Source organism: Tepidanaerobacter sp. EBM-49, assembly GCF_001896645.1.
GTDB lineage: Bacteria > Bacillota > Thermosediminibacteria > Thermosediminibacterales > Tepidanaerobacteraceae > Tepidanaerobacter > Tepidanaerobacter syntrophicus.
Genome location: NZ_MPPE01000025.1, coordinates 1 through 25,803 on the forward strand (window position 1 = coordinate 1; position 25,803 = coordinate 25,803).

The window sequence follows — 25,803 nt, forward strand, 5'->3', positions numbered from 1 at the left end:
GTGATATGGATAAAGTTATTTGTGAAATTTGCAATAGATTTCTTGTGTGAAACTATTTTATTTCAAAAAAAGGTTTGGTGTAACGGCAATGGGAATTGAACAGCTTTTAATGGTAGGTGTCAGCCGAGAAGCTCCAATTGAGCTTAGAGAAAAAGTGTGTTTTGATAAAAGAACAGGCGAAGCATTGGCAAAACTTAAAGAAATTAATGGCATACTTGAGGCGGTTATAGTATCAACCTGCCACCGAAGTGAGATTTATGCGATTGCGTCTGAGCCTAAAACAGATGTGCTTACAAACTTTTTTGGCGATTTTTTCGCTTTGGATGATGCTCGGCTTTCCCCATATATCTACGCACTTGATGGAATATGCGCAGTAGAGCATCTTTTTCGAGTTGCCTGCGGTCTTGAATCAATGGTGGTGGGGGAAGATCAGATTTTATCTCAGGTGAAACAAGCCTGGGAAATTGCAAAAAAATGTAAATCCACCGGGAAATACACAAACAAGCTCTTTAGAGAAGCGATTACTCTTGGAAAAAATGCACGAAGTCAAACCGGAATTACAAATCATTCGCTTTCTATAAGCTATATTGCAGTTTTGTTTATATTGGAGGTTTTTAAGGATTTGCATGACAAAAATATCTTTGTAATAGGCGCCGGGGAGATGGGGAAGCTGGTCATAAAGCACCTTGTGGCAAAGGGGGCAAGACGCATTTATATCTCTAACAGAACCTATGAAAATGCGTTAAAACTCAAGGAAGAAATCCCGGAGGTAACGGTTGTGCCCTATGAGCAAAAGTATGAATACATAAACCAGAGCCATGTAGTTATAAGTGCTACAAATGCGCCGCACTATACGGTAAACCTTGAGAAATTTACGGCCTGTCATCATCAGGGCGATAAAATCTGCATGGTGGATATAGCGCTTCCGCGGGATATTGACCCCCGGATAGGCGAAATAGATGGAGTGACACTGTTTACCATTGATGATTTAAAAAGAACCGCTGTGGAAAATCAAAAGAAAAGGGAACATTTAGTTACTATGATTGAGGATATGATCGATGAGAGTCTAAACGATATTATCAAATGGGATAATGCCATTTATGCCGAAAAGATGATACGGCATATGAACGAATATGCTGATGAAGTCTGCCGCAGCGAATATGAACGAGTTAAAAACAAGCTGCAGGATTTGGATGAAAAAGAAAAGGAAAAGATTAAGTATTCACTTGAAAGGGTTGCAGCAAAGATAGTGAATAGATATTTAATCGGACTAAAGACATTGGCCGAGGAAGAAAAGCTAGACGAATCAGTAGTCAATGTATTTGCAGGAGGCATTTTTGATGAAAAAAATTGTAAAAGTCGGCAGCCGGCAAAGCCAGTTGGCATTAGTGCAAACTAAGCTGATTATCAGCCAATTAAAAGAACACTTTCCACAATGGGATTTTGAGCTGATAACCGTAAAGACTACAGGAGATAAATTTTTAAATTCCAATATGTATGAATTGGGCAAGGGCGCCTTTGTTAAAGAAATAGAGGAAGCACTGCTTTCCGGTGCTATTGATATGGCAGTGCACAGTTTAAAAGATGTGCCACAAGATTTGCCTGAAGGGCTTGAAATTTCAGCGATTACTCGGCGGGAAGATCCCCGAGATGTGTTTATATCGGCAGATGGCAGGAGATTTTCCGAGCTGGATACAGGGGCTAAAATAGGAACTTCCAGTATGCGGCGAATGTGTGAATTAAATAAGCTAAGGCAGGATATCCAGTGTGTTCAGATAAGAGGAAATATTAACACCCGCATAAAAAAGATAAAAACCTGCGGCCTTGATGGCATTGTACTGGCGGCGGCAGGCGTAAAGCGGCTGGGTATGGAAAACCTTATAACCGATTATTTTTCACCGGACGAAATAGTACCGGCGGTAGGACAGGGTGCATTGGCTGTGGAAACTCGAGCTAATGATGAAATATCCTTGTTTGTTAAGTATATAAATGATGACGAGACTACTTGCACAGTAAGAGCCGAAAGGGCATTTATGAAAGTCCTAGGCGGCAGCTGCAAGCAGCCTATGGGAGCATATGCCGAGATTTTTGATGACAGATTAAAGCTTATAGGCATGATAGAAAGGGATAAAATAGTAAAGCGGGGAAAACTTGAAGGCAGAAGAAACGAAGCAGAACAAATCGGTATCCGCCTTGCCGAGGAATTGGGAGGTAAACTATGAAGGGCAAAGTATACCTTATAGGTGCAGGTCCAGGGGATTTAGGTTTAATTGCTTTAAAAGCGGTAGAGGCTTTAAAACACGCCGATACGGTGGTTTTTGATCGCCTGATAAATCCTGATATTCTCAAATGGGCACCTTCCGGTGCAGAGTTTATTGATGTGGGTAAATTTCCGAAAGATCATCCGGTGCCTCAGTCCAAGATAAATCATATTCTTTATACGAAAGCCCTGGAAGGCAAGAATGTAGCAAGACTCAAAGGCGGCGATCCTTTTGTTTTCGGACGAGGCGGCGAGGAAGCCCTTTATCTTAGGCAAAATCAAATACCCTTTGAAATAATTTGCGGAGTTACATCAGCAGTGGCAGTGCCCGCTTATGCCGGAATTCCGGTAACGCACAGATATGCAGCTTCATCCGTCCATATTATAACAGGGCATGAGAAAGACGGAGGAAGCTCTATTGATTTTGAAGCATTGGCAAAACTGAAAGGGACCTTGGTATTTTTGATGGGGATTTGCAACCTGGACAATATCGCAAACAGCCTTATAAAATATGGCAAATCACCAGATACGCCTGCTGCCGTCATAATGAAAGGGACAACACCTGGTCAGAAGACGGTGGTAGGTACATTATCAAATATAGGCGATAAGGTGAGACAAGCCGGTATAAAAAATCCTGCTGTCATAGTGATAGGCCAGGTTGTAAATTTGAGAGATGAGCTATCCTGGTATGAAGAAGGCAAGCTTTTTGGCAAAAGGATCCTCTTTTTAGGAACGGGTTTTTCCGATGAGCCGACGCCGAGGCGAGATTTGCCATTTAATGAGCTAAAGCAAGAGGGGGCAGAGGTTATTATTTGCCCTACACTTAAAATATCTTCTCAAGCGGAAAATGTGAAAGTTATAAACGAAATTGCGGACTGCGATATCCTGATATTTACAAGCAAAAACGGCGTTAATGCCTTTATTTCATGTATGAAGGAAAATAAAATAGATGCACGGTATTTATCAGGCAAACAGATATGGGCCATAGGTGAAAAAACAGGTGGAGAACTTTCGAAAGCTCATATATATCCTGATGTGGTGCCTAAGGTATATACATCAAAGGCACTATTGAGCTGCATAGAAAAAGAGCATTTTGGAAAGAGCGCCGCAGTCATAACGTCGGATATAGGGGGAACGGAACTTATAGCCGGTCTTGAAAACTGCGGAATTAAAGCAAAAAAAATTACGGCATATAAAAACGAACCAAATTTTGAGATTAAAGAAGAGCTGCTTGAGAAAATCCAGGATGGCATCGATGTAGCGGTGTTTACCAGTCCATCCTCTTTTGATTTTATGTGCAAAATACTAAATGATGATATGGCAAGTTTTAAAAATGTAAAGATAGCCGCAATCGGTCCTGTTACAAAAGCGGCCTTAGAAAAAGCAGGCTGGAACGTTGATATTATACCTCAAGAGTATACTCTGGAAGGACTGTCAAGAGCTATATTAGCCTATTATATTGATAAGGAAGGTGATTTTAAATGAAGGCGGAACTTGTGAAAAGACCGCGGCGGTTAAGACTTAATCAAAATATCAGAGATATGGTAAGAGAAACTTCACTTGATGTAAAGGATCTCATATATCCTTACTTTGTCGTGGAAGGCGAGAATGTAAAAGAGGAAATCGAGGCTATGCCGAAAGTATTTCATTTTTCCATAGATAAACTGGTCAAGGATGTCAAAGAAACATATGAGCTTGGAATACCGGCAATTTTACTTTTTGGCATACCCTCTTCGAAGGATGAGGTAGGAAGTCAGGCTTATGCAAGCTCAGGCATTGTGCAAAGGGCTGTAAGGGCTATAAAAGAGGCGATACCCTCTATGATTGTCATAACAGATGTATGCCTTTGCGAATATACCAGCCATGGTCACTGCGGAGTGGTGGAAAATGGGTATGTGGATAATGATAAGACCTTAGAACTTATAGCAAAAACCGCCTTATCTCACGTAAAAGCCGGAGCCGATATGGTAGCGCCTTCCGACATGATGGACGGAAGGGTAGGATGTATACGACAAATATTGGACAGCGAAGGTTATGTGACGGTGCCGATCATGGCTTACAGCGCAAAATACGCTTCCGGCTTCTACGGACCATTTAGGGAAGCGGCTCAGTCGGCTCCTCAGTTTGGAGATAGAAGAAGCTACCAAATGGACCCTGCAAATTCAGATGAAGCTTTAAGAGAAATAGCATTGGATATAGAAGAAGGCGCTGATATCGTGATGGTAAAGCCGGCGCTTGCATATCTTGACATAATAAGGCGTGCAAAAGACAGCTTTAAGGTTCCTCTCGCTACATATAATGTAAGCGGGGAATACTCAATGATAAAGGCTGCAGCGCTGAAAGGATGGCTTGATGAAAAAGTTGTGGCGCTGGAGTCGCTGACGTCCATGAAGCGCGCAGGCGCCGATATGATAATAACCTATTTTGCAAAGGATGCGGCAAAATGGCTTACTACCCGATAATGCTCGATATAGAGGACAAGAGGTGCCTGGTGGTAGGCGGGGGCAAAGTTGCATATAGGAAGATAAAGTCTTTGCTGGAATGTGGAGGGAAAGTAACCGTAATTGCAGACAAAATATGTGATGAAGTGGATGAGCTTTCCAAAGAAAATAAGATCGACGTAATACATAGAAGCTATATTTCAGGGGATGCTGCCGGATATTTTTTAGTAGTTGCTGCATGTGATGATGCCCGTATAAATGAGCTGGTGGCAAATGAAGCTAAAGAGCGCGGCATCCTCGTAAATGTTGCAGATAATCTTAAGCTTTCTTCATATATAGTTCCATCGGTGCTAAGGCGAAAAGACCTTACGATAGCGGTTGCAACGGGGGGCAAAAGTCCTCTTCTTTCAAGGAAAATACGCGAGGAGCTTGACAAAACAATAGGAGAAAGATATGAAAAACTCCTTGATGAGCTGTCAAAGGCAAGAGAGGAGATAAAGCATCAGAATCTTACAATCGAAGAAAAGATAGAAATCTATGAGAACATAATTGAAAAAGGTGAGAAAATATGAAATCCCAAGAGCTTTATACAAGAGCCGTGAAAGTTATGCCGGGCGGTGTAAATAGCCCTGTCAGAGCATTTAAATCCGCAGGGCTTACGCCGCCTTTTATAAAAAAAGGAAGTAAAAGTCATATCTGGGATGAGGACGGCAAAGAGTACATTGATTATGTGCTTTCATGGGGTCCCCTTATACTGGGACATGCCCATCCGGAAGTGGTATCGGTTATTAAAAAACAGGCTGAGCTGGGCACAAGCTTTGGCGCATGCACAGAACTTGAAGTGCTTATGGCTGAAAAAATAAGAGAAGCCTTACCTTCAATTGAAGTTGTAAGAATGGTAAATTCCGGCACTGAAGCCACTATGAGCGCAATACGGCTTGCACGAGGCTATACAGGTCGAAACATCATAGTTAAATTTGCAGGCTGTTACCATGGCCATTCTGACAGTCTCCTTATAAAAGCAGGTTCGGGAGCCCTTACCTTCGGCAGTCCGGATTCTGCCGGGGTAACTCAAGATACTGCAAGAGATACTGTTGTTTCTAACTATAATGATATAGATATGATAAGAGATGTTTTTGAAAAACATCCGGGAGATATAGCCGCCGTTATTGTGGAACCTGTAGCCGGCAATATGGGAACAGTGCCTCCAAAGCCAGAATTTTTACAGGAGCTGAGAAGTTTAACAAAAAGCCATGGCGCGCTTTTGATTTTCGATGAAGTCATTACAGGATTTAGAGTTGGATATGAAGGCGCCCAGGGATTGTATAATATTGTGCCTGATATAACAACACTTGGAAAAATTATTGGAGGCGGTCTGCCGGTGGGAGCCTATGGAGGAAAAGAAGAAATCATGCGCAGGGTATCTCCCGATGGTCCTGTATACCAGGCAGGAACGTTATCTGGCAATCCTTTGGCTATGGCTGCAGGATATACGACTTTAAGCATACTTTCTAAAAATCCTGACATATACAGCAAGCTTAACAAGAAGGCGGAAAGACTCTGCTCGGGATTAAAGGACATTATGGATAAAGCAGGTATTCCGGTTACAATAAATCGCGTCGGAAGCATGATGACGCTTTTCTTTACAAATAGCAAAGTTTATGATTATGCTTCGGCAGCCACGTCTGATACAGCCCGTTATAATACCTTCTTTAAAAAAATGCTGCAAGCCGGTATCTATCTTCCCCCATCCCAATTCGAAACTTTCTTTGTGTCGACTGCACATACAGATGAAGATATAGAAAAAACTTTGAATATAGCAGAAGGCGTGACAAAAAATCTGAGCTTTTAAGTAAAAAAATTTTTTAATTTAATTTTATCAAAAGTATATAATTAAACTTTTTGTGGTATAATCAGTAATGTATTTTAATCTGTAAAAATGTTTAGGAGGTAGTTTTATGCAGGTATTTATTGAAAAAGATTATTCGGCAATGAGCGAGAAAGCAGCACAGATTTTTGCTAACGAAATAAAACAAAAACCTGATTTAGTGCTCGGACTTGCGACAGGAAGCACTCCTATAGGTACATACAAAGAGCTTATTCGGATGCATAAGGAAGAGGGATTAGATTTTTCTAAAGTAGTATCATTTAACTTGGATGAGTATTACAATCTTCCTCCTGACGATCCCCAGAGCTATAACTATTTTATGTTCGAAAATCTTTTTAATCATGTAAATATAAAAAAGGAAAATGTTCATATACCTAACGGATTGGTAAAAGATGTTGAAACTTATTGCAAGCAATATGATGAAGAAATTTCAAAGTTCGGCGGCATTGATTTGCAGCTGTTGGGCATAGGCGTAAACGGTCATATAGGTTTTAATGAACCTGCAGAGGAATTGATTCTAGGGACACATCTAACCGATCTTACAGAAGATACCATAAAAGCAAATTCCAGGTTCTTTGATTCTCCTGAACAAGTTCCAACAAAAGCTATAACAATGGGCATTGGTTCTATAATGAAAGCCAAAAAAATCCTGCTTTTAGCCAGCGGCAAAAATAAAGCAGAAGTTATGGCTAAAATTCTAAATAGAGATGTGGTAACTACAAAAATCCCGGCTTCTCTCCTAAAACTACATCCCGATACAACAATAATAATGGATGAAGAAGCAGCATCGCTGTGTAAATAAATAATTTCTAAGTAATAAGCACTTCTTAAATTTTAGCAGCACAAAAGCTGCCTCTGGCCTACTTGACCCGGGGCAGTTTTTTATCGTCTCCTATCAAAGCTACTTTTGGCAATTTTATACTATCGTCAATTACAGTTTTAGTTTTTATTGCTTTTAAAGTTCACTGTTCCACCCTTCTATGATAAAATGTATTAGAACACAGAAATAGAAACGGAGGAAGCTTGATGAATGTTCTTATAAAAAATGCAAACATAATAACGCCTTATGAGGTGTTGTATGGTTTTGAATTAGCTGTTGAGGGAACTAAAATAAAAGATATTGCGCCTTGCGGTAAACTGCAGGAGGAAAATTTTGACAAGATTATAGACGCTAAGGGCAATTATCTTGCTCCAGGCTTTATTGATATTCACACCCATGCAAATTCCGGGCATGATACTATGGATGCCACTTTTGAGGCACTCTGCGCCATGGCTGATTTTTATTGTAAAAACGGCGTGACAGGATTTTTGGCAACTACTATGACAGCTTCAATTGAAGATACTAAGAAAGCCATTGTAAACGTTGCAGATTATATATCAGAGCAGAATAAAAAACATGGCAGCTTAGATGTTTCAGATAATCCCAGATCCCAAGTACTAGGGCTGCACCTTGAAGGTCCGTATTTTTCCCCTGCAAAAAAAGGAGCACAAGCTCCCGAGCATCTTAAAGAGCCAAACGCAGATGAACTGGCAGATTTTATAAGGCTTTCAAAAAATTCTGTAAAGATAGTTGCACTGGCACCTGAACTTCCCGGTGCGCAAGATGCGATACGTTTTTTGAAAGACCACGGCATAACAGTGTCAGCAGGCCACAGCGATGCCTCTTTTGATATTGCAAAAAAAGCATTTGATTGTGGGGTAATACAAGTCACTCATGTTTTTAATGGAATGAGAAGCTTTACTCACAGAGAGCCTGGAATAGCCGGAGCTGCCCTGACAGATGAAAGGGTATCTTGTGAGATGATTTGTGACGGGATTCATTTACATCCTGCCGCAATGAAACTTGCTGTAAATTCAAAGGGCAAAGATAAAGTCATACTGATTTCCGACTCCATGATGGCTGCCGGACTTGACGATGGAGAATATACCCTGGGCGGGCAAAAAGTTATAGTAAAAGATAGACAAGCCCGGCTCATAGATGGAACTTTAGCAGGCTCCACCCTAACGCTGAATAAAGCGGTATACAACATGGTAAAAATGGTGGGGGTTTCTTTACAAGATGCCGTTCGCATGGCGAGCCTAAATCCTGCAAAAGCTATTGGTGTAGATAAATGCAAAGGCAGCATAGAAATAGGAAAAGACGCAGACCTTATAATTTTTGACGAAGAGCTCAACATTTTAAATGTTATAAAAGCATATTAATACTAGCAAAGGTGATGAAAAGTGCTTGAGATCATAGCAACATGTATTGACGATGCGATAAAAATTGAGGCATGCGGAGGCCAAAGGATAGAGCTGGTGTCAGGCCTTACTGAAGGAGGGCTTACGCCTAGTTATGCTCTTATTAAAAATGTTGTTGAAAGGGTTAAAATTCCTGTTAATGTAATGATTCGCCCCCATGCCAAGTCTTTTATATATACCAAAGAAGACATAAAAATCATGGAAGAAGATATAAATATTGTAAAAGAGCTAAAGGCAAACGGAATCGTTATAGGCATGGCGGATGAAAACGGAAGTATTGATGAAAGAAATTTACAAAAATTGTTGAGGACAGCAGAGGGACTTGATATAACTTTTCACCGGGCAATTGAAGAGACAAAAGATTTGGTAGAAAGCATTAAAATTCTTGCAAAATATCCACAGATAAAACGAGTGCTTACCTCTGGCGGTAAAGGAAAGCCTATGGACAATCTTTCTACAATATGTAGGATGATCGAAGCCGGAAAAGGAAAGATCGAAATTATGGTAGGGGGAGGCATGACAAAAGAGACTTTAGCTCCGGTTATTAAAAAAACCGGGACAAAAGAAGTTCACTTTGGAACTGCAGTCCGCATGAATAATTCTCCTTTTTATGATATAAACTGTGAAAAGCTAAAAGAAATAGCTGAGGAATACAAAAAGGCAACTGAAAATTAATCTTCCCATACGTCATTCATCAGTTTTTCTATATGAGCCTTCCTACTTTTTGTTTCCTCTTTGTCCACAGTTATACTGATTACATCTCCTTCCTTCGCCTCTGAAGGAAGGAGTATTTTTAACATATTCACCATTGTTTTATCCGGTAATTCTACTACCGCAAAATCCCCTTCGAATCTATCAATAATTACCTTCATCATTTATTCCATCCTCCTAATGAACGCAAACATCGCAAGGATCCGATTTAGGACATTTGGAAAGAGGACCGCTTAAGATGGTCTTACTGCGAGAAAGGGTCGAGCATTCCTTAGAATAATGATATGATTTGCCATTAGGCGTCCAATACACTGTTATTTCCGAACTTTTAGTAGAAAACTTATTTATATTTGAAACGGAGCTTGAGATAGACGAATTTGAGCTGCTTAGTGCCCCGGAATTGTAAGTTCCGGGCTTACAATTAAAAGAAATGTTCGCGCCATCGCTTGTAGCAGTGATTGTCCCACATTCGTCCGTTCTATACACTATTATATTTTCAGTCTTTAGTTTATCCATCGTTGTCTTTGCAGGATGGCCGTAATCATTGTTTTTTCCAACACTTATCACGGCATATTTTGGAGACACAGCTGCAAGAAATTCTGATGTAGTAGAACTTGAGCTGCCGTGATGGCCGATTTTTAATACATCAGCTTTAAGATCATATCCTTTTTTTAACATTTCCTTTTCGGATAAACTTTCAGCGTCTCCCTCGAAAAGAAATGCGGTTTTACCGTATGTAATCCTTATAACAGCAGAATAGTTGTTTAAATCATCATAAGTTTCGCTGTTGGGAGCAAGCATTTCGATCTTGATTTTAGGATCTATGTCAATTGTAACTCCTGCTTTTGCAGTAGAAACCTTGAGATTTTTAGATTTTATAGCTGTTAATACATCTTCATATGTCCGGGTTGTAGAAGCAACTTTAGGCATATAAATTTTGCCTATATTAAAGGAATATATAACATCATCCATACCGCCTATATGATCTTCATGAGGATGTGTACCTACCAAAACATCAATCTTTTCTACACCTTGAGATTTTAAGTATGACACAACAAAATCTCCATCTTCGTTATTCCCTGCGTCAATAAGCATCACTTTTCCTTCAGGAGTCTGAATTAAAATACTGTCTGCCTGACCTACATCTATAAAATGGACTTTGATCTGATTTTGCGCAGAAGAAACTTCCTCTTCCTGGGATTGGGCAGGCGGAGATTTTGGCAGAGAATCAGATTGAGGTGAATCTGTTGAGACACCACAGGCCGCAATAATTATCAGCGACAGGGATATTAATAGACACAACAAGATTTTCGAAATTTGGATGGCTTGCTTATGCTGCATCTTAGCTCTAAATCCGAAAATATTTTTTAGCAACTTCATATTAGCAACCACTTCCTGGTAAGATGTTTCTTCGAACTAATAAACCCCGTATTTATCTTCAAATAAAATAAAGACTTCCGCAGTTGTTTTTTACTTCGAAAGCCCTTTTGCACAGTTTCAAATCTCGTGCTTGTATATGTCCAATAAAATTAATTAATATCAAAAATAGCTTTTTATGGTGGAGGCGAGGGGAATCGAACCCCTGTCCGGAGGTACATCAATAAGAGCGTCTACAAGCTTATCCCTCATTTTGGATCTCGCCGGCTTTACTCCTGAGGGCAGGATTAAAGCTCGGCCAGCTCTGTAAGTTTCTCTTTTAGCGCCAGAGCAACGCTAAAAGAAAATCCCGATTTTTTTGACGCCCTTATCTCAGCTCTCGGGCAAAGCCGAGTAAGGACGCGCTGCTTTAATTAAGCAGCGTAAGCTAAATCGTTATTGGCGTTTAATTATTGTTTCCGGATTTACGAGTCGGAAAGCTCGGCCTGCAGCTCTTATCCCTGCTACCCCCGTCGAAACCAAACGCCCCCGTATGAAATTATACTACAAATCTATTATATAACAAATAATACAAAATATCAAGAAGTGCAGCGCCTGCAAAAGTTTTTAGCTTGCAGGCGCTGGGTAAATTTGTTGTTTGTTTATATAAGCGTTTCTATCTTGTATTCGCTAAATTTTTCTTGAATCCAAGTACTAAATGCAGTTGACAGCTTTTCTTCCAATAATACTTCTTTTATTTTATCTTTGCTTTCTTCATAAGTTGCTTCTTTTGCCTCTTTTTTGTCTTCAACCTTGATAATATGATAGCCAAATTCTGTCTTTACAGGATCGCTTATTTCTCCAACCTTTAAAGAAAATGCGGCTTCTTCAAACTCTGGGGTCATTTGCCCTTTTGAAAAATAACCAAGCTCTCCGCCCTGCTGATTATTTGAGGTGTCAGTGGAATAAGTCTTTGCAAGTTCTGCAAAATCTTCTCCGTCTTGCAATTTTTGCTTAACCTCTTTTGCTTTTTCTTCAGTGTCGACCAAAATATGGCTTGCCTTGACCTGCTCCGGCGTGTCAAAGTTTGCTTTATTCTCGTCAAAATAACTTTTCATTTCACTTTCTTCTATTTTAATTGTAGGTTCAAGGAGTTTTTTGACATATAAGTTCATTTTAATATTATCCTTTATTCCATCTAAAGAATAGCCATACATATCAAGAAACTGAGTAAATGCTTCTTCACCGCCGTATTGCTCGGCCAGTTTATCAACTTCTTTTTGCACATCTTCTTCTGACACAGTTATGTTCTGTTTTTTAGCCTCGAGTTCCACTATTTTATTGGCAATTAAGGAATTTAACACTGCGTCGCCGTTTTCTTGAACTAACGCATCATACAATTCATCTTTCGTAATAACTTCATCATTGACACGCGCAACTACATTGTCATCAGCCTTTTTAGCCGATGTGCTCGTATTACATGCCGATAAAATCAATGCGAAAACCAATGACAAAACTAAAATGCTTACTATAAATTTTTTGTGTTTAATTAAAATTGTCCTCACCCTTTACAATCTTTATTAGTAATAGTATATCAGCTTTTAGACGGTTATGTCTATGAGCTGGCAAACAAACAACTTATTGATGGAGTGCTTTCTTGTAAATTATTATGCTATCAAAAAAATGTATAACAATGGGTAAAATAAGTGAAAGTGTATGAAATAAAGGGGGATTTTTCTCTTTATTCCGTGAATATATGTTTCTTGATGTATGCCGCAACTTCTTTACCTAAAACAGCATGGCTTTCAGGGTCTAAGTGCATACCGTCTATTTTGCTGGTTGAGATATATTTAGACGAGTCTAATAAATGGCATTGCCCGCTTAATACCATCGCATACTGCTCTGAAAAATGCTTGCTCTTTTCTATAGCTTTTTCAAGCTCAGGTGCTAAATAACTTATAGTCGGCGCATTTTCCGGAATCAAAATCGGCGGAGGAATTATTACCATGACTTCCGGGGATCCTAAATTTGGCCCTGTTTCACTTTTCTTGATTATATTTACCAACATTTCTACGCTCTGTGCTATTTCATTAGATGTTACACTAAACCTACTTTTTAGGTCGTTGCTGCCTAGAAATAATATTACAAGATCTAAAGGCTTATGAGTATGTAAGCATGGCAAAAGATAAGCTTTGCCGTTTCTATGTTCCCCTCTGACAGGATCATCCCAGACAGTGGTTCTGCCGTTTAGACCCTCGGGTACCACCTCGAATCCTTGACCGAGCTCATTTTGAAGCACACTTGGCCACCTTATATGCTTTGGATACCTACCTGTACCATCAGGATTATGACCCCATGTGTTGGAATCACCATAACAAAGTATAGTCTTCATAAATTTACCCACCTCATAAAAAATTTGCCTATGTTTATATAATAACATGAAAATGAAGTAAGGGATACTTATTTAACACGTTAGGTTGTTTTCCTATAGCCCATAAAATCAACTTGGAGAAAATTTTTGTATATGATAGTATAAAAACACGGGGCTTGCTTAAATGACAAGAAAACAATATAAAGAAGAATTTAGAAAACAAATAAAGCTAAGAAAATAATTAAGGAACTGACCGAAGATGATCAAAAAATAATGCAGGAGGTGAATATCGTTACAGAAAAAACTTAAAACATTAAAAAGCTAGACTCCCTTATATCATATAAAGCTTTATAAGTTTTCTGTAACGGCACAACATGAAAGTAACCGATATTATGAAAAAAAGGATGTCTTTTTCTTTCGAGGTTTTCCCACCTAAAGCTGAACAGTCCATGGAACCTCTTCTTGACACATTAGAGCATTTATACGCTTATAAACCGGATTTTATCAGCTGTACATACGGTGCGGGAGGAACGAATGTAGGCCGGAATATGGAAATATGCAAGGCCATTAAAGAAAGCGGCAAAACAATTCCGGTAACTCATTATACATGCATAGGCAATAAAAAAGAAAAAATACGCGAAGAGCTAGAGACATACTTAAAAATGGGGGTTAACCACATTCTAGCATTAAGAGGAGACTTCCCCAAGGGATGGCAGGAAACAAGAGGAGATTTTGATCATGCCAATGAGTTAGTAGAATATATTAGGACAAATTTCCCTGAATTTTGCATTGCAGTAGCAGGGAACCCGGAAAAGCATATTCAAGCTGGTTCTCTTAAAGAAGATATAGCTCACCTTCGATTAAAGCAGGACGCCGGTGGAGACTACATAATGACCCAATTATGCTATGATGTCAAAAACTATCAGTGTTGGGTTGAACAAATTAGAAAAGCCGGAGTTACATTACCTATAGATGCCGGTATTATGCCGGTTCTTTCAAAGGATCCTACGATTCGAATGACGGTATCTAACGGATGCTCGATTCCGAAGGAATTAGCGGAAATCATAGGAAAATATGGCGACAGCCCTGAAGATTTCAAAAAAGCAGGTAAGGAATACACTGTAAAATTAATTTACGATTATATTAATATGGGAATCGATGGCCTCCATATCTACACTTTAAACAAATGGCAAGATGTTGCAGATATAATAAAAAATGCAGGAATAAGAAGTATAAAGGAATAAACATCTATCTTTATAAATAATGCTACGATATGTAAAATCATTAACTTATAAAGGCTGCAAGTTAATGTATGTTAGCAAACTGCTGAGCTTATATACTAATTTTTTGTTGAGATATTCGGGATAGATCCATACAAAGAAAATGATATAATCACAAAAACGGATGAACTTTTTAGGAAATTACAAAAAATAAAGTCCATATGGCCATTAATGAATATGAAGGAACTGCCAGAATTGTTACTATGAAAGAACTCATGGAAGAGATAGTATAGAAATATCAAGAAGATAAAAACTCCCTGCGAACCTGGAAGGAACGCAGGGAGTTTTTATCTATCTGCAAAAGGAATTTTTACCTCACTTTGAATAAGCGGTAGCGTGTAATTGAGAGCATCTTGTGTAACCCTCTATTCGTTTTATCTACCCATTGGTAGGCATAAATTTTGCTGCTATTTTTTCTTTATAAGATTTAAAGCCATATCAAGAACCTTTGCACCATTCATGGTCCCATAAGTTACAGAATCTATAACTTCTACTGGCACTCCCTTCTTCGATGCAATTTCTTGAACATCTTTCAAAAGGTATCGAGCCTGAGGGCCTAAAAGTATAACATCTGCATCCTCTAATGCTTCGTGAATCTGTGTTGCCGCAACTGCCTGAATGTCTACATCTAAATTTTGTTCTTTTGCAACTTTTTCCATCCGCGTAAGCAGCAAACTAGTGGACATGCCCGCATAACATACAAGATATATTTTCATAGTTTTTTCCTCCGAACTTACAAAAGTAGTTTTACTCCTCGATTTGTGCCTGCGCTTGCTCCTCCTCGTATCTTTGCTTGTCTGCCATCGCTATAAACGGCCACCAGATTGCTCCGACAATTAATATATCTACAAGTTGAAGCACTGCCCCAGTCCAGTGACCTGTAATAAGGAAGCCTTGAATTATCGGCGGTGTAGTCCACGGAAGAATGACACCTGTAGGCCTTGCAACAATGTTGGCTGCCATCGCAAGATAATTTACTATAGTTATTGTCACAGGACCCAAAATCAAGGGTATCATCATTATTGGATTAAGAACTACAGGAAGACCAAACATTATAGGTTCATTTATGTTGAACAAGCCAGGTGCAAGAGATAATTTGCCAAGTTCTTTATATTGTTTTGATTTTGCTCTGAGTATAAGCAGGAATACTACAGGTAAAGTAGCGCCGGCACCTCCGATCCAAATCATATCAAAGAACTGTTCTGTAATGATGTTTGGAACAGGAAGGCCTTGTTCAATTGCGGCCAAATTTGCTTCCTGCAAAGGCACCCAGAATGGTCTTAGAATGCCATTCACAATTGCTCCGCCATTTAAACCTATGCACCACAGGAGGGAAATAGCAAAAACTGTCCCAACTGCCCCTAAAAGATTATTTGCTACTAAAGCAGTCATCGGTGCAGCAACAATTTTATAGATAAAATCATGAATATAACCATAGGGCGTCTGAAGGAAAGCAAGACGAACCAGCAACATAAATACGATTACTGCAAATCCGGGAATAAGAGCTGAGAAAGCTCTGCTTACTGCCGGCGGAACACCTTCAGGCATTCGTATAATAATACCCTTTTTGATAAAATAATTAAATATTTCAGTGGATATAATTGCAACTAAAAGTGCTACTAACAGCCCCTGGGTTCCATACCAGCCACCAACTGTTATGACCTTTTCTACGGTATGAACTGTATTATCAATTTCTATCGTCGTAGTAATAGGCGTTACAAGTATAAATGAAGCAATTCCTAATAAGGATGCCGAGAAAGCATCAATTTTGTAAGATTGGGCTAGCTTGTATGCTACTGCTGCGACTATATATATTGACATTATATCGTAAGTGACTCTTTTTGGAAGTATAATAAACTGATTGAATCCCGGCCCAAAAAGCTTTGTCTGCAGCTCTTGCCATCCGGGAGCAGGAAAATCTTGAATAATAATGAATATAGAACCTATGATTAAGAAGGGCATAAATGAAATAAATCCATCGCGAATAGCGGCTAAATGCCGTTGACCTGCTAATTTTACAGCAAAGGGTAATAATTTCTTTTCAAGAAAATCCTGTACCTTATTCATATAAAATCTCCTTTCATTTTTTGGCTTTAACTTTTACACTATGGGGCTTGTAATTCTTTTAAGGTATTCTTCTAGCCATTGTTGACTGGCCTGAGAGTACAAGGTTTTGCTGCCATGAGGATTTGCAAGGTATACCTTGGGAACATTATCATCCTCGCAAGATACAACAAATGAAAACTCTACATTTGTTCCGACGCCCCAACGTCCCTTATTGTCCATACATACAACAGATATTTCTCCGGATTTTCCCCTCCTTTGCAATAATTTTTGCGTAAGCTCATATACTGACTTTTCTGCAGCTTCTTGTGGACTAAGACCCCTTTCTATCAGTTTTACAGTTTCATAAGACAGGCACCCTTTCATGATATCTTCCCCGAGACCTGTGGCAACAGCTCCGCCGATTTGTGAATCTACATAAAACCCCGAACCTGATAACGGCGAGTCGCCTACACGTCCCCGCTTTTTCATAAATAAACCGCTGGTAGAAGTTCCTGCTGCCATACTTGAATTTTTGTCAAGACAAACCATACCTACTGTATCGTGACCATCGTACGGGCTAAGGTTCTGTTCTCTTATTTCCCTAATTCGTTTGTCCCAGATCTTTTTGGCACGTTCTGTTAACATGTTTTTTCTTTCAAAACCGTTTTTATGAGCATATTCTTCAGCGCCAATGCCAACTAAAAAGATATTAAATCTTTCTCGACTAAGATGGCGGGCAATGCTAATGGGATTTTTAAAGTCGCGAATTCCTCCAACTGCACCGATAGATAAAGTATCTCCATCCATAAAAGCTGCATCCAGTTCCACTTCGCCGTTTTCATTGGGCAATCCGCCGTAACCTACTGACTTATAAAAGGGATAATCTTCAACCGCCATTATAGCATTTTCTAATGCATCACCTGCCCTTGAACCGTCTTTCAGCATTTTTGCAGCTTTTTCAACGCCTTCAAGGGCCATGCGCCATGTAGCAATTATTCCAAAGCTCAATTAAATTTGCCTCCTTTTGAAACTTCTGCAAGCTTTCTATAAAGCTGTATCATTTCCTTAATTAATATTTGAGCAAGCATTGCATTCATCAGATGGTCTTGTGCATGAACCATTAATATAGAATATTCACTTTTAATGCCCTGTGCTTCTTGAGTAATAAGACCCGTTTGAACTTTATGAGCTTCGGTAATAGAAAGACTTGCTTGCTGCATTAAGCTGTCAGCTTTTTCAAAATCGCCTACTCGTGCGGCATCTAAAGCCTGCACCATCTGCGCTAAGGCATCTCCGGCGGAAGCAATAATTTTAACAGAAACTTCTTCTATGTTTTGCATGACTGCCACCTTTCTACATTATTTTAATTTGATGCTTCTAAAACTATTTTATAAAGTAAGTTATACCTTCTTCAAATAAATATTTTCCTAACAGAAAGGAAAAACATAGTTTGGTTTTAAAAATAAAGTACTAAATTGCAATTAGTATGGTGCAATAAATTGAACTTATTATATTAAAGGATATTCCAAGGAAATAGCGAATATTATTATCAAAAGTTAATTGGAAAGTATATAGATATAGTATTTTATTTCAACAATGGTTTTGCAAAAATAATACTTTTTAATACAAACAAAGGTGATTTTATGGATTTATCAGAGAGACAGCGTCATATTCTGTATGAATTTTTAAATGAAGAAAATCAGATGTATACGGCAGAAGAGTTGGCTAATAAGTATAAAGTGAGCAAGAGAACTATATATAATGATTTGCAGGACATTAGAGAGTGGATTTCGAGTAAGGGGCTGGAATTATGTATTAAACCAGGTACGGGTATCTGGTTAAATAAGGAGAAAAACGATCAAGAAACTATTTGTAAAATCAAAAATGAACTCTCTGACTTTAAACCATATATAACTCCGTTATCAAAAGAAGAACGAGTGAAAGCAATTATAAATATTCTTTTAAAAGAAAGCGATACTGTTACTATAAGCGATATATGTTCTCGTACCGGTATTAGCAGAACTACCTTTTATAATGATTTAAATGATGTTGAAAATTGGTTTGAAAGGTTTGACCTGGATGTTGTCAGGACACAGAAAAAAGGTGTGGCGTTAGAAGGAGATGAAGATAATAGGAGAGAGGCTATTATAAGCTTTCTTACAGAAAATCTCGATGAATCGCAAATACTAAGTCTTATGGAAATAAATAATAATTATGCAAATACAATGAAAAAACCCGGAGACAATATTGTTATAGACCTTTTTTCCACCTATTTGTCTAATATCAATTTAGAGCCTGTAAAAATCTTCGTGAATGAATCGCAAAAGGCCTTAGGTTACAGGTTTACCGATAGTGCTTTTTTGGCATTAGTAGTGCATATAGCAATGGCGGTAAAAAGGATTAAAGATGGTTTTAATATAACTATTGATGAGCAGAAACTAAATTTCCTAAAGCAAAATCCTGAATATGAGATATCAAAACTTTTGAGCAAAAAAATAGAGAAAGAATATGAAGTTGCTATTCCGGAAGCTGAAGTAGGATATATAACATTACATCTTTTAAGCGGAAAAATTAATCAGATCTATAAAGAGGAATTAAATCCGTCGTTAAATAATTGTGTTGCTACTATGATAGAGACAGCCGGCAGCATCTTGGGGATGGACCTTTCGGATGATGAAGAATTATCTAAAGGGTTAAATCTTCATTTATCTGCTACATACAACAGGCTAATGCTGGGAATAGAGGAAAAAAACCCTCTCAAAGATATTGTTTTAGAAAAATATGCACAGCTATATTCAACCGCCAAAATAATGGCTGAGGTTTTTGAAAAAGATACCGGATATTCCTTAGATGATGATGAAATAAGCTACATTATGATGTATCTGGGAGCTGCCATAGAAAGGGCAAAGGGAACGCAGACAAAAAAAGTATACGCAGTATGTCCCACCGGTTTAGGAGGAGCCCAGTTACTTGTAGCAAACCTCAAAAATAAATTTCCCGATATAGTAGTCAAGGGAACGATTTCGATGTCTGAAGCCGAGTCATTAAATGATCCTGAAGTAGATGCAATTATTTCTACAGTTAATTTTAAGAACGATAATTTTCCGGTCATTTCCGTAAGCCCATTTGTATCAGAAACTGATATGGTTCGCATATACAATGTTTTAAATGTGGAAACCAGCAAGTTTCAGAGTAAAAGATCGGCCAATAATTTAAAAATAGCGAACAAAGAAGAGATCCCGGCATTTATAAGCATAATTTCCGATCTAGCATGTTTCGTTGATAGGCTTAAAAATAAACTTGCAATCAAAATGAGCAATGAAACTTATTTAGGGCTAATTATTCACTTGGCTTTGAGACTTTCTTTGAGTTCTAAAGAGAAGGACCTTTTTAAAGGGCAGCCATTTAAATTGACAAATGATAAATCAGAGGTCGATTCCGTTATATATGAAGAAATGAAAGATTTGTGTAAAAAGTATCCCTTTACCATAATGGATGAGGATATTTTAGCAATAAAAACATATATGAGTTTAAATAGTGAGGATGTGACGAAGTGAAAGCCCAAACTTTAGTTATAAAAAATGCAAGGATAATTGATCCAATGAAATGCGCTGACTTTAATGGCGATATCTTAATTGAAAATGGTAAAATTTCAAAAATAGATTACGATATTTCTAAAGAAAATGCGTCGTTCGTGATCGAAGATAAGGATATAATAGTAACGCCTTCTCTAGTAGATATGCATACCCATGTCTTTCCTGACGTAACGCCTCTTGGGGTATTGCCGGACACAGTAGGAGTAAACATGGGCGTGGGTATTTTGGTAGATGCCGGCAGCGCAGGGGCATATACCTTTGAAGACTTTAAAAAGAATGTAATTTGCAAAAGCAGGACGAAAGTATATGAATTTTTAAACATTGCCAAAGATGGACTTAAGAAGGGAACGGGAGAGCTTTCGGATTATAACAATATCGATATTGAAGCTAATAAAAAAGTTATCTTAAATAATAGAGAAGTTATCAAGGGGATAAAAGTAAGAGCAAGTGCCAGCGTAGTAGGCAATTTAGGAATTGGTCCCGTAAAAATTGCTAAAGAATTTGCTAAAGAGATGGAACTACCTTTAATGGTGCATATTGGAAATGCTCCGCCGGAGCTTAAGGATGTCCTGAATCTGCTAGACAAGGGAGATATTGTAACCCATATTTATCATGGCAAGCAGGGCGGTCTTTTCAACCCGGATGGTACAGTATTAAAAGAGGCTTTAGATGCATATGAAAGAGGAGTCTTGTTTGACATAGGCCACGGAACATCTAGTTTTAATTTTAAGGTTGCGCAAAAAGCTTTTAGCCTGGATATAAAACCCTATACAGCCGGCACCGATATATACAATCAAAATATTAATGGTCCTGTGTACAGCCTAACTACTACATTGACTAAGCTTGTAAATTTGGGTCTTAGCCTAGGGGAAGTTGTAACATTGGCGACAATAAATCCAAGGACAATACTGGGCATAGAAAATCAACCTATAGAAACAGGCTACAAGGCGGAAATTACGGTTATGCAAAAAATTGATGGACAATATTTGTTTATAGATTCAGATGGAAATAAAATGAAAAGCAATTTCAAACTTGTTCCGAGGTATTTAATTACAGGAGAAGAATTAATTAATACAGAAGGAGAGTAAAATGGACTACATGTCAGTTGTGCAAAAAGAAATGCAGCTAAATACAGAGGAAATTTCAGAGTTAAAGTCATTTATGGAAAGATTAATAAGTGAATCACAAAAAGAGGGTATTCATTTTAGTGAATCTAGAAAAATAGCAGTCGCTGCTCATTATATAAGTCTGATAAGAAGACTAAAAGCAGGAGAATACCTGCCGGAGATGGATTTAAGCGCAGTTAAGTCGCAGCTTGACGGCAAGATAATGGACATAGCGCTAAAGTCAGCAGAGCCTATTTTCAGCAAGTATAACTTAGATGTTGACGAGCGAGAAGTAATTTTAATTGCTACACATATCGGAGCTGCTAAAGAGGAACAAAATAAAAGTGAAATAAATAGCTTAGAGGAGGGGAAATTATGAGTGATAATGAGAAAAAGATTTTGGTAGTTATAGGAGACAGGCTCGGAAAGGGCCAGAAGGTGGCAAAGGGAGTTGAAAAGGCAGGCGCAGAAGCATACGTAATCCCAGGGATGGCAGCGGATATGAAGTTGGCTGATGTTATGCATGAAAAAAATGCTGACATAGGGTTATCGTTTTGCGGCAGTGGAGGCGCAGGAGCTCTTGTGGCGGCGAACAAATATGGCTACAAGGTTGCTCATCATTTAAGGTCGATAGACGCAGGCATAACTGCATTAAGAGAGGGAGCCAGAGTATTAGGATTTGGATTTATGGATGTAGAAGAACTTGGTTTTAGAATTGTTGAAGAATATAAGAAAATTCTTCAAGAGGGGAAAGAAAATGGAAAATCTAAAGGCAAAAAGTGAAAATCAGTTAAAAGAAATAGTAAAAGAGTTTAATATCTCGGGAAAAGGCAAAAGCGAAACTCTTGCGATTCAAAACGCCTTTACAAATCTAAGAAAAGAAGTATATGCATCAATAGATGGATGCATTGTATTTATGGAACCTGAAGCATTTCGCATTGACAAAATGACAATAAAAGAAAGGAAAGAAAAATTTCTTTGGGTTTTTATGCCAAAGATAAAAAGGGAATATCTAGTTAAATCAACTATTCAAGTTCGGATTAGATATATAGATTACAAAGAAGATAGTGTTGAGGTAATTCGAGATGGTAAAAAAAGGTTAATTAATCGCCTTCAAGAAAATAGTCTATAACTAAAAATAAAGGAGGTTCCAACTCATGTTAGTCATTATTATTAAATCAATCATAATCGGAGCTTTGGCTGGTGCTGCGGTATCAGCTGGCGCTGCAAGAATGTTCTTTGCTCCGGAAGTTCAGTCTATGGGGTCGTTCCGAACCATCGGGGAACTTAACGCATGCAAAGGAGATCCAATTACGCATTTTTCTTTTGGTCTTGGTTTTCTTTTTAACTCTGCGGCTTCTGTTGTCGGAGCAGGCGCTTTAACGCAAGATGTGCTGCACAGAGTAGTGCCAAACTGGGCAGAAGCCCTACTGCTGCTTAAAAATCCAAAAGCGGAAGAGACCATGTATAATCCTACTGCTATGGCAATTAGCGGTAGCATAGTAGGCGCCGTTGTAGTGACGTTTTTGAATACCATTGCATCTGCCATTCCAGAATCTATGTCGATGGTTGCCCAAAAGATATTAGGACCTGCATCAAATTTAATGATAAATCCTGTAATGCCGATAATATTTTGGATTGCCGCACTTGATGCAGGTAAAACTACCGGGATTTTCGGAACTATATTTGGTGGATTAGCGCATATGATAATGGGCAATGCTGTGCCCGGCGTTGTGCTTGGCATCTTAATCGGTAAATCTTTTGAAGAAAATAAAAATCAAAGTTCTAACTGGGCATTATTACTAATAGTTATTGCGTTGTTTGCGGTTATTGCGTATTTCCGTGGATTTTATGCTAATCTTTTAAAGTTTTTTTAAGATTGTTTTGCATTAATAAAATACTTTAGAAAGAATGGAGGATTTATAATGGAAGAGAAGAAAACGATAAACTCAAAAAGCTTTTTAATGAGCCCCCTTGCTTTTCCCGTGATTACCGCACTTGCTTGTGCCGCAGTTTTTGCCGGCACGCATATGTTTGTGATGTATCATGTAGGGGCGTTCAATGAAATTTTTGTAGTTCAAATGTTTGATGAAGGATTAAAAACCGGAGATTTTGCTGCCGCGGCTGGTTTTGCAGGTGGCTTCCTTCTAGCGAGAATTTTGGAAGGTCCGCTGGTTGGAGTCTTAGATATTGGTGGTTCGATTATGACAGGAGTCGGGATTGGAATACCTGCCATGCTTATGGCATCCGGCATTAAAGCCCCTATATACAATTTTAGCTTATCTCTTCTTACAGGTGCGGGAATCGGTATAGTATTAGGAATAATTATAATGGCTATAAGGAAAATTATGCCTGAAACTACCACTTCTTTTGGAACCGACGTAATGATGGGAGCAGGTAATGCTTCCGGAAGATTCTTAGGCCCGCTTGTTATTTTATCAGCCATTCAATATAGTATTCCGGCAGGCATAGGAGCTTTTGTCGGCGCAGCTCTTTTTTATAAATATGATAGACCGATAGCCGGCGGCGCAATTTTAGGAGCTATGATATTAGGAATAGTGTTTCCGGTTCCGGTAGCATAAGCTTCTGGGAGGGCAAGCAAAATATATTTTTATCTTAAACAGTTGAAAGTAAGGTGCTTAAAGTAAATGACAATTTATGAAAGTTTAGGTTTAAAGAAAGTAATTAATGCAAGCGGTAAAATGACGGCGCTTGGAGCAAGCGCCGTGAAAAAGGAAGTTGCCGAATACATGGCGCAGGCTGCCCAAGAGTACGTTGAGATAGATTCATTAATCGACAAAGCCGGAGAAATCATATCATCATATACACAAGCCGAAGATGCCTGCGTCACTTTGGGAGCTGCGGCTGGTATAGCGATTAGCGTTGCTGCATGCATCACAAAAGGAAACATGAAATTAGCAGAACAATTGCCAAACAGCGAAGGCATGCAAAACGAGATCATCATTCAAAAAGGACACAGCGTAAACTTTGGAGCTCCCATAGTCCAAATGGTATCACTGGGCGGCGGAAGACCTATAGAAGTGGGACAGGCAAACAAAACAGAGTCTTTCCACATAGAAGGCGCGATTAATGAAAAAACAGCGGCACTGCTGTTTATCAAATCTCATCATACCGTTCAAAAAGGCATGGTTTCATTTCAAGCCATGGCGGACATAGCTCATAGGCACAATCTTCCCCTTATTGTAGATGCAGCCGCAGAAGAAGACATTAAAAAATACTATCAACAAGGAGCCGATCTTGTAATATATAGCGGAGGTAAGGCAATCGGCGGTCCGACTTCCGGCTTTATATGCGGAAAAAGAGAACTTATCAGTTGGTGCAAAAAACAGTACAAAGGTATCGGCAGAGCGATGAAAGCCAGCAAAGAAAGCATAATGGGACTTTTAAAAGCTATAGAGCTATACGTAAACGAGGATAATCATGCCATTGCTTTAGAAAACAAGCAAAAGATGGAAAAACTTGCACAAAACTTAGCCGACCTAAAAAACATAAATGTTAGCATAAAACAAGATGAAGCCGGACGAGAAATATACAGGGCCGAAATAAAGATCGATGAAAAAGCGGCTAAAATTACTGCATATGAAATTATAGAAAAACTTAAATGCGGCAATCCATCAATATATGTCAGAGACCACTATGCAAACTTAGGAATAATAAGTATCGACCCAAGAAATTTAAAAGAAAAAGATGATGAAATAATAGCTGACAGATTGCATGAAATACTGGAGGGAATAACTAATGCTTAAATTTTACAAAGATCGCATTGCTATAAATATATTAGCACATGACGCAGACAACCTTATTGAATTAAACAAGATTGCAAATGGATATATGGCCGTAGGCATAATGGCGCAACATTATGCCAAAATTGAAGATGCCATTAAAGTAGCTAATGAATTTAAAAAATACAGCGCGATTTCAGTCGGACTTGGCGACGGCAGCGCATCCCAGTGGGAAAGGTGTTTAGAGATTGCAAAAGCGACAAATCCGGATCATGTAAACCAGACATATCCTACAGCCGGATACGCAAAAGGCTTTTTGACGGCGACAGGATATACCGGCACGATAGTAAATGCATTGGTAAAGCCATCTGATGAAATAGGAAAAGTCGTGATATCCACTGGGCCTTTAAGCGAAAAGAACATCGAAACGTTAGTCGATGTTTCTACTGCTGCCGCTATGATAAAAGAAGCAAAAATTGATTCTGTAAAGTTTTTCCCCATGCATGGAACAGAAAAGCTAAATCATATGATTGCTATGGCCAAAGCTGCAAGCAAAGCGGGAATTGACATATTTGAACCTACAGGCGGTATAAATGAAGATAACATAGAGGCAATAGTAAAAGCATGTCTTGATGCAGGATGCAAGAAAGTCATGCCCCATATATACAGTTTCATTGTCGAAAAAGAAACCGGCAAAACAAAATCAGAAAGCGTAAAGAAGATATTTGAAATATTATCAAAGATAGTGTAGGAATATCAAGAAG

The 25,803-nt window shown here is 38.7% G+C and carries 26 protein-coding genes, 1 other RNA gene and 1 pseudogene; 19 read left to right on the top strand and 9 right to left on the bottom strand.

The annotated features are described in order from the left end of the window. The first annotated feature begins 88 nt into the window (after window positions 1-88). The 9 genes from hemA (at window position 89) to BUE08_RS03825 (ending at window position 9,505) form a co-directional block, all read left to right on the top strand. Window positions 89-1,399 (top strand): glutamyl-tRNA reductase, encoded by a 1,311-nt coding sequence (hemA, locus tag BUE08_RS03785; RefSeq protein WP_286680384.1) that lies wholly within the window; start codon window positions 89-91, stop codon window positions 1,397-1,399. Further along, entirely contained in the window at window positions 1,341-2,222 is an 882-nt protein-coding gene (gene hemC / locus BUE08_RS03790; RefSeq protein ID WP_286680385.1) for a hydroxymethylbilane synthase, read from the top strand. The genes hemA and hemC overlap by 59 nt, the downstream gene beginning before the upstream one ends. Then, complete coding sequence (gene cobA / locus BUE08_RS03795) at window positions 2,219-3,745, top strand: uroporphyrinogen-III C-methyltransferase (RefSeq protein WP_286680386.1); 1,527 nt, start codon at window positions 2,219-2,221, stop codon at window positions 3,743-3,745. The genes hemC and cobA overlap by 4 nt, the downstream gene beginning before the upstream one ends. Next, complete coding sequence (gene hemB, locus BUE08_RS03800) at window positions 3,742-4,722, top strand: porphobilinogen synthase (protein ID WP_213996482.1); 981 nt, start codon at window positions 3,742-3,744, stop codon at window positions 4,720-4,722. The genes cobA and hemB overlap by 4 nt, the downstream gene beginning before the upstream one ends. Continuing rightward, on the top strand, window positions 4,704-5,273 hold the full coding sequence (locus BUE08_RS03805) for a precorrin-2 dehydrogenase/sirohydrochlorin ferrochelatase family protein (protein WP_059032707.1): 570 nt from the start codon (window positions 4,704-4,706) through the stop codon (window positions 5,271-5,273). Before hemB ends, BUE08_RS03805 begins: the two co-directional genes overlap by 19 nt. After that, window positions 5,270-6,553, top strand: coding sequence for a glutamate-1-semialdehyde 2,1-aminomutase (hemL, locus tag BUE08_RS03810; protein WP_286680387.1), 1,284 nt, complete (start codon window positions 5,270-5,272; stop codon window positions 6,551-6,553). Before BUE08_RS03805 ends, hemL begins: the two co-directional genes overlap by 4 nt. 106 nt (window positions 6,554-6,659) lie before the next feature. Continuing rightward, entirely contained in the window at window positions 6,660-7,391 is a 732-nt protein-coding gene (nagB, locus tag BUE08_RS03815) for a glucosamine-6-phosphate deaminase (protein ID WP_286680388.1), read from the top strand. Between the two features lie 224 nt (window positions 7,392-7,615). Continuing rightward, window positions 7,616-8,791 (top strand): N-acetylglucosamine-6-phosphate deacetylase, encoded by a 1,176-nt coding sequence (gene nagA, locus BUE08_RS03820; protein WP_286680389.1) that lies wholly within the window; start codon window positions 7,616-7,618, stop codon window positions 8,789-8,791. Between the two features lie 21 nt (window positions 8,792-8,812). After that, complete coding sequence (locus tag BUE08_RS03825) at window positions 8,813-9,505, top strand: copper homeostasis protein CutC (RefSeq protein ID WP_059032703.1); 693 nt, start codon at window positions 8,813-8,815, stop codon at window positions 9,503-9,505. Here BUE08_RS03825 and BUE08_RS03830 read toward each other — a convergent pair. The 5 genes from BUE08_RS03830 to BUE08_RS03850 all read right to left on the bottom strand — a co-directional run bounded on the left by BUE08_RS03830 (window position 9,502) and on the right by BUE08_RS03850 (window position 13,289). Then, window positions 9,502-9,705 (bottom strand): DUF3006 domain-containing protein, encoded by a 204-nt coding sequence (locus BUE08_RS03830; RefSeq protein WP_202859741.1) that lies wholly within the window; start codon window positions 9,703-9,705, stop codon window positions 9,502-9,504. The two genes, BUE08_RS03825 and BUE08_RS03830, sit on opposite strands and share 4 nt — an antisense overlap. Window positions 9,706-9,718: 13 nt before the next feature. Further along, entirely contained in the window at window positions 9,719-10,882 is a 1,164-nt protein-coding gene (locus BUE08_RS03835; RefSeq protein ID WP_502689426.1) for a ComEC/Rec2 family competence protein, read from the bottom strand. A gap of 215 nt (window positions 10,883-11,097) precedes the next feature. Continuing rightward, window positions 11,098-11,448, bottom strand: a transfer-messenger RNA (tmRNA) gene (ssrA, locus tag BUE08_RS03840). A gap of 111 nt (window positions 11,449-11,559) precedes the next feature. Then, a complete protein-coding gene (locus tag BUE08_RS03845; protein WP_213997420.1) occupies window positions 11,560-12,462 on the bottom strand; it encodes a peptidylprolyl isomerase in 903 nt (300 codons plus the stop codon). Between the two features lie 176 nt (window positions 12,463-12,638). Continuing rightward, window positions 12,639-13,289 carry an SGNH/GDSL hydrolase family protein gene (locus tag BUE08_RS03850; RefSeq protein ID WP_213997419.1) on the bottom strand — a complete coding sequence of 217 codons (651 nt, stop codon included), beginning with the start codon at window positions 13,287-13,289 and terminating at the stop codon, window positions 12,639-12,641. A gap of 371 nt (window positions 13,290-13,660) precedes the next feature. On the opposite strand from BUE08_RS03850, the gene BUE08_RS03855 reads away from it, so the two are divergent. Then, the gene (locus BUE08_RS03855) at window positions 13,661-14,512 is read left to right on the top strand and encodes a methylenetetrahydrofolate reductase (RefSeq protein ID WP_202859737.1); all 852 of its coding nucleotides are present in this window, start codon (window positions 13,661-13,663) and stop codon (window positions 14,510-14,512) included. Between the two features lie 443 nt (window positions 14,513-14,955). Here the strand turns inward: BUE08_RS03855 and BUE08_RS03860 are convergent. The 4 genes and pseudogenes from BUE08_RS03860 to BUE08_RS03875 form a co-directional block, all read right to left on the bottom strand. Further along, window positions 14,956-15,267, bottom strand: a pseudogene (locus BUE08_RS03860) (PTS sugar transporter subunit IIB); the annotation flags it as partial. Window positions 15,268-15,295: 28 nt separating this feature from the next. Further along, complete coding sequence (locus BUE08_RS03865; protein ID WP_059032699.1) at window positions 15,296-16,615, bottom strand: PTS sugar transporter subunit IIC; 1,320 nt, start codon at window positions 16,613-16,615, stop codon at window positions 15,296-15,298. A 33-nt stretch (window positions 16,616-16,648) separates the two neighbouring features. After that, window positions 16,649-17,572, bottom strand: coding sequence for a glycosylasparaginase (locus tag BUE08_RS03870; RefSeq protein ID WP_353682079.1), 924 nt, complete (start codon window positions 17,570-17,572; stop codon window positions 16,649-16,651). A 26-nt stretch (window positions 17,573-17,598) separates the two neighbouring features. Beyond that, window positions 17,599-17,934 carry a PTS lactose/cellobiose transporter subunit IIA gene (locus BUE08_RS03875; RefSeq protein WP_059032698.1) on the bottom strand — a complete coding sequence of 112 codons (336 nt, stop codon included), beginning with the start codon at window positions 17,932-17,934 and terminating at the stop codon, window positions 17,599-17,601. Window positions 17,935-18,237: 303 nt separating this feature from the next. Between BUE08_RS03875 and BUE08_RS03880 the strand changes: the two genes are divergently transcribed. From BUE08_RS03880 to BUE08_RS03920, 9 genes are all read left to right on the top strand, one after another. Then, complete coding sequence (locus BUE08_RS03880; protein WP_213951490.1) at window positions 18,238-20,151, top strand: BglG family transcription antiterminator; 1,914 nt, start codon at window positions 18,238-18,240, stop codon at window positions 20,149-20,151. Beyond that, the gene (locus tag BUE08_RS03885; RefSeq protein ID WP_213951489.1) at window positions 20,148-21,278 is read left to right on the top strand and encodes an amidohydrolase/deacetylase family metallohydrolase; all 1,131 of its coding nucleotides are present in this window, start codon (window positions 20,148-20,150) and stop codon (window positions 21,276-21,278) included. The genes BUE08_RS03880 and BUE08_RS03885 overlap by 4 nt, the downstream gene beginning before the upstream one ends. Before the next feature lies 1 nt (window position 21,279). Next, window positions 21,280-21,675 (top strand): PRD domain-containing protein, encoded by a 396-nt coding sequence (locus tag BUE08_RS03890; RefSeq protein ID WP_059032695.1) that lies wholly within the window; start codon window positions 21,280-21,282, stop codon window positions 21,673-21,675. Beyond that, entirely contained in the window at window positions 21,672-22,079 is a 408-nt protein-coding gene (locus BUE08_RS03895) for an SFCGS family glycine-rich protein (protein ID WP_059032694.1), read from the top strand. Before BUE08_RS03890 ends, BUE08_RS03895 begins: the two co-directional genes overlap by 4 nt. Continuing rightward, a complete protein-coding gene (locus BUE08_RS03900) occupies window positions 22,054-22,428 on the top strand; it encodes a DUF4312 family protein (RefSeq protein WP_213951488.1) in 375 nt (124 codons plus the stop codon). The genes BUE08_RS03895 and BUE08_RS03900 overlap by 26 nt, the downstream gene beginning before the upstream one ends. Window positions 22,429-22,453: 25 nt before the next feature. Then, entirely contained in the window at window positions 22,454-23,173 is a 720-nt protein-coding gene (locus BUE08_RS03905; protein ID WP_213951487.1) for a DUF4311 domain-containing protein, read from the top strand. 48 nt (window positions 23,174-23,221) lie between these two features. Further along, window positions 23,222-23,878 carry a DUF4310 family protein gene (locus tag BUE08_RS03910; RefSeq protein ID WP_059032691.1) on the top strand — a complete coding sequence of 219 codons (657 nt, stop codon included), beginning with the start codon at window positions 23,222-23,224 and terminating at the stop codon, window positions 23,876-23,878. Between the two features lie 66 nt (window positions 23,879-23,944). Beyond that, the gene (locus tag BUE08_RS03915; protein ID WP_059032690.1) at window positions 23,945-25,063 is read left to right on the top strand and encodes a DgaE family pyridoxal phosphate-dependent ammonia lyase; all 1,119 of its coding nucleotides are present in this window, start codon (window positions 23,945-23,947) and stop codon (window positions 25,061-25,063) included. Then, on the top strand, window positions 25,056-25,790 hold the full coding sequence (locus BUE08_RS03920; protein ID WP_059032689.1) for a KDGP aldolase: 735 nt from the start codon (window positions 25,056-25,058) through the stop codon (window positions 25,788-25,790). The genes BUE08_RS03915 and BUE08_RS03920 overlap by 8 nt, the downstream gene beginning before the upstream one ends. Window positions 25,791-25,803: the final 13 nt, after the last annotated feature.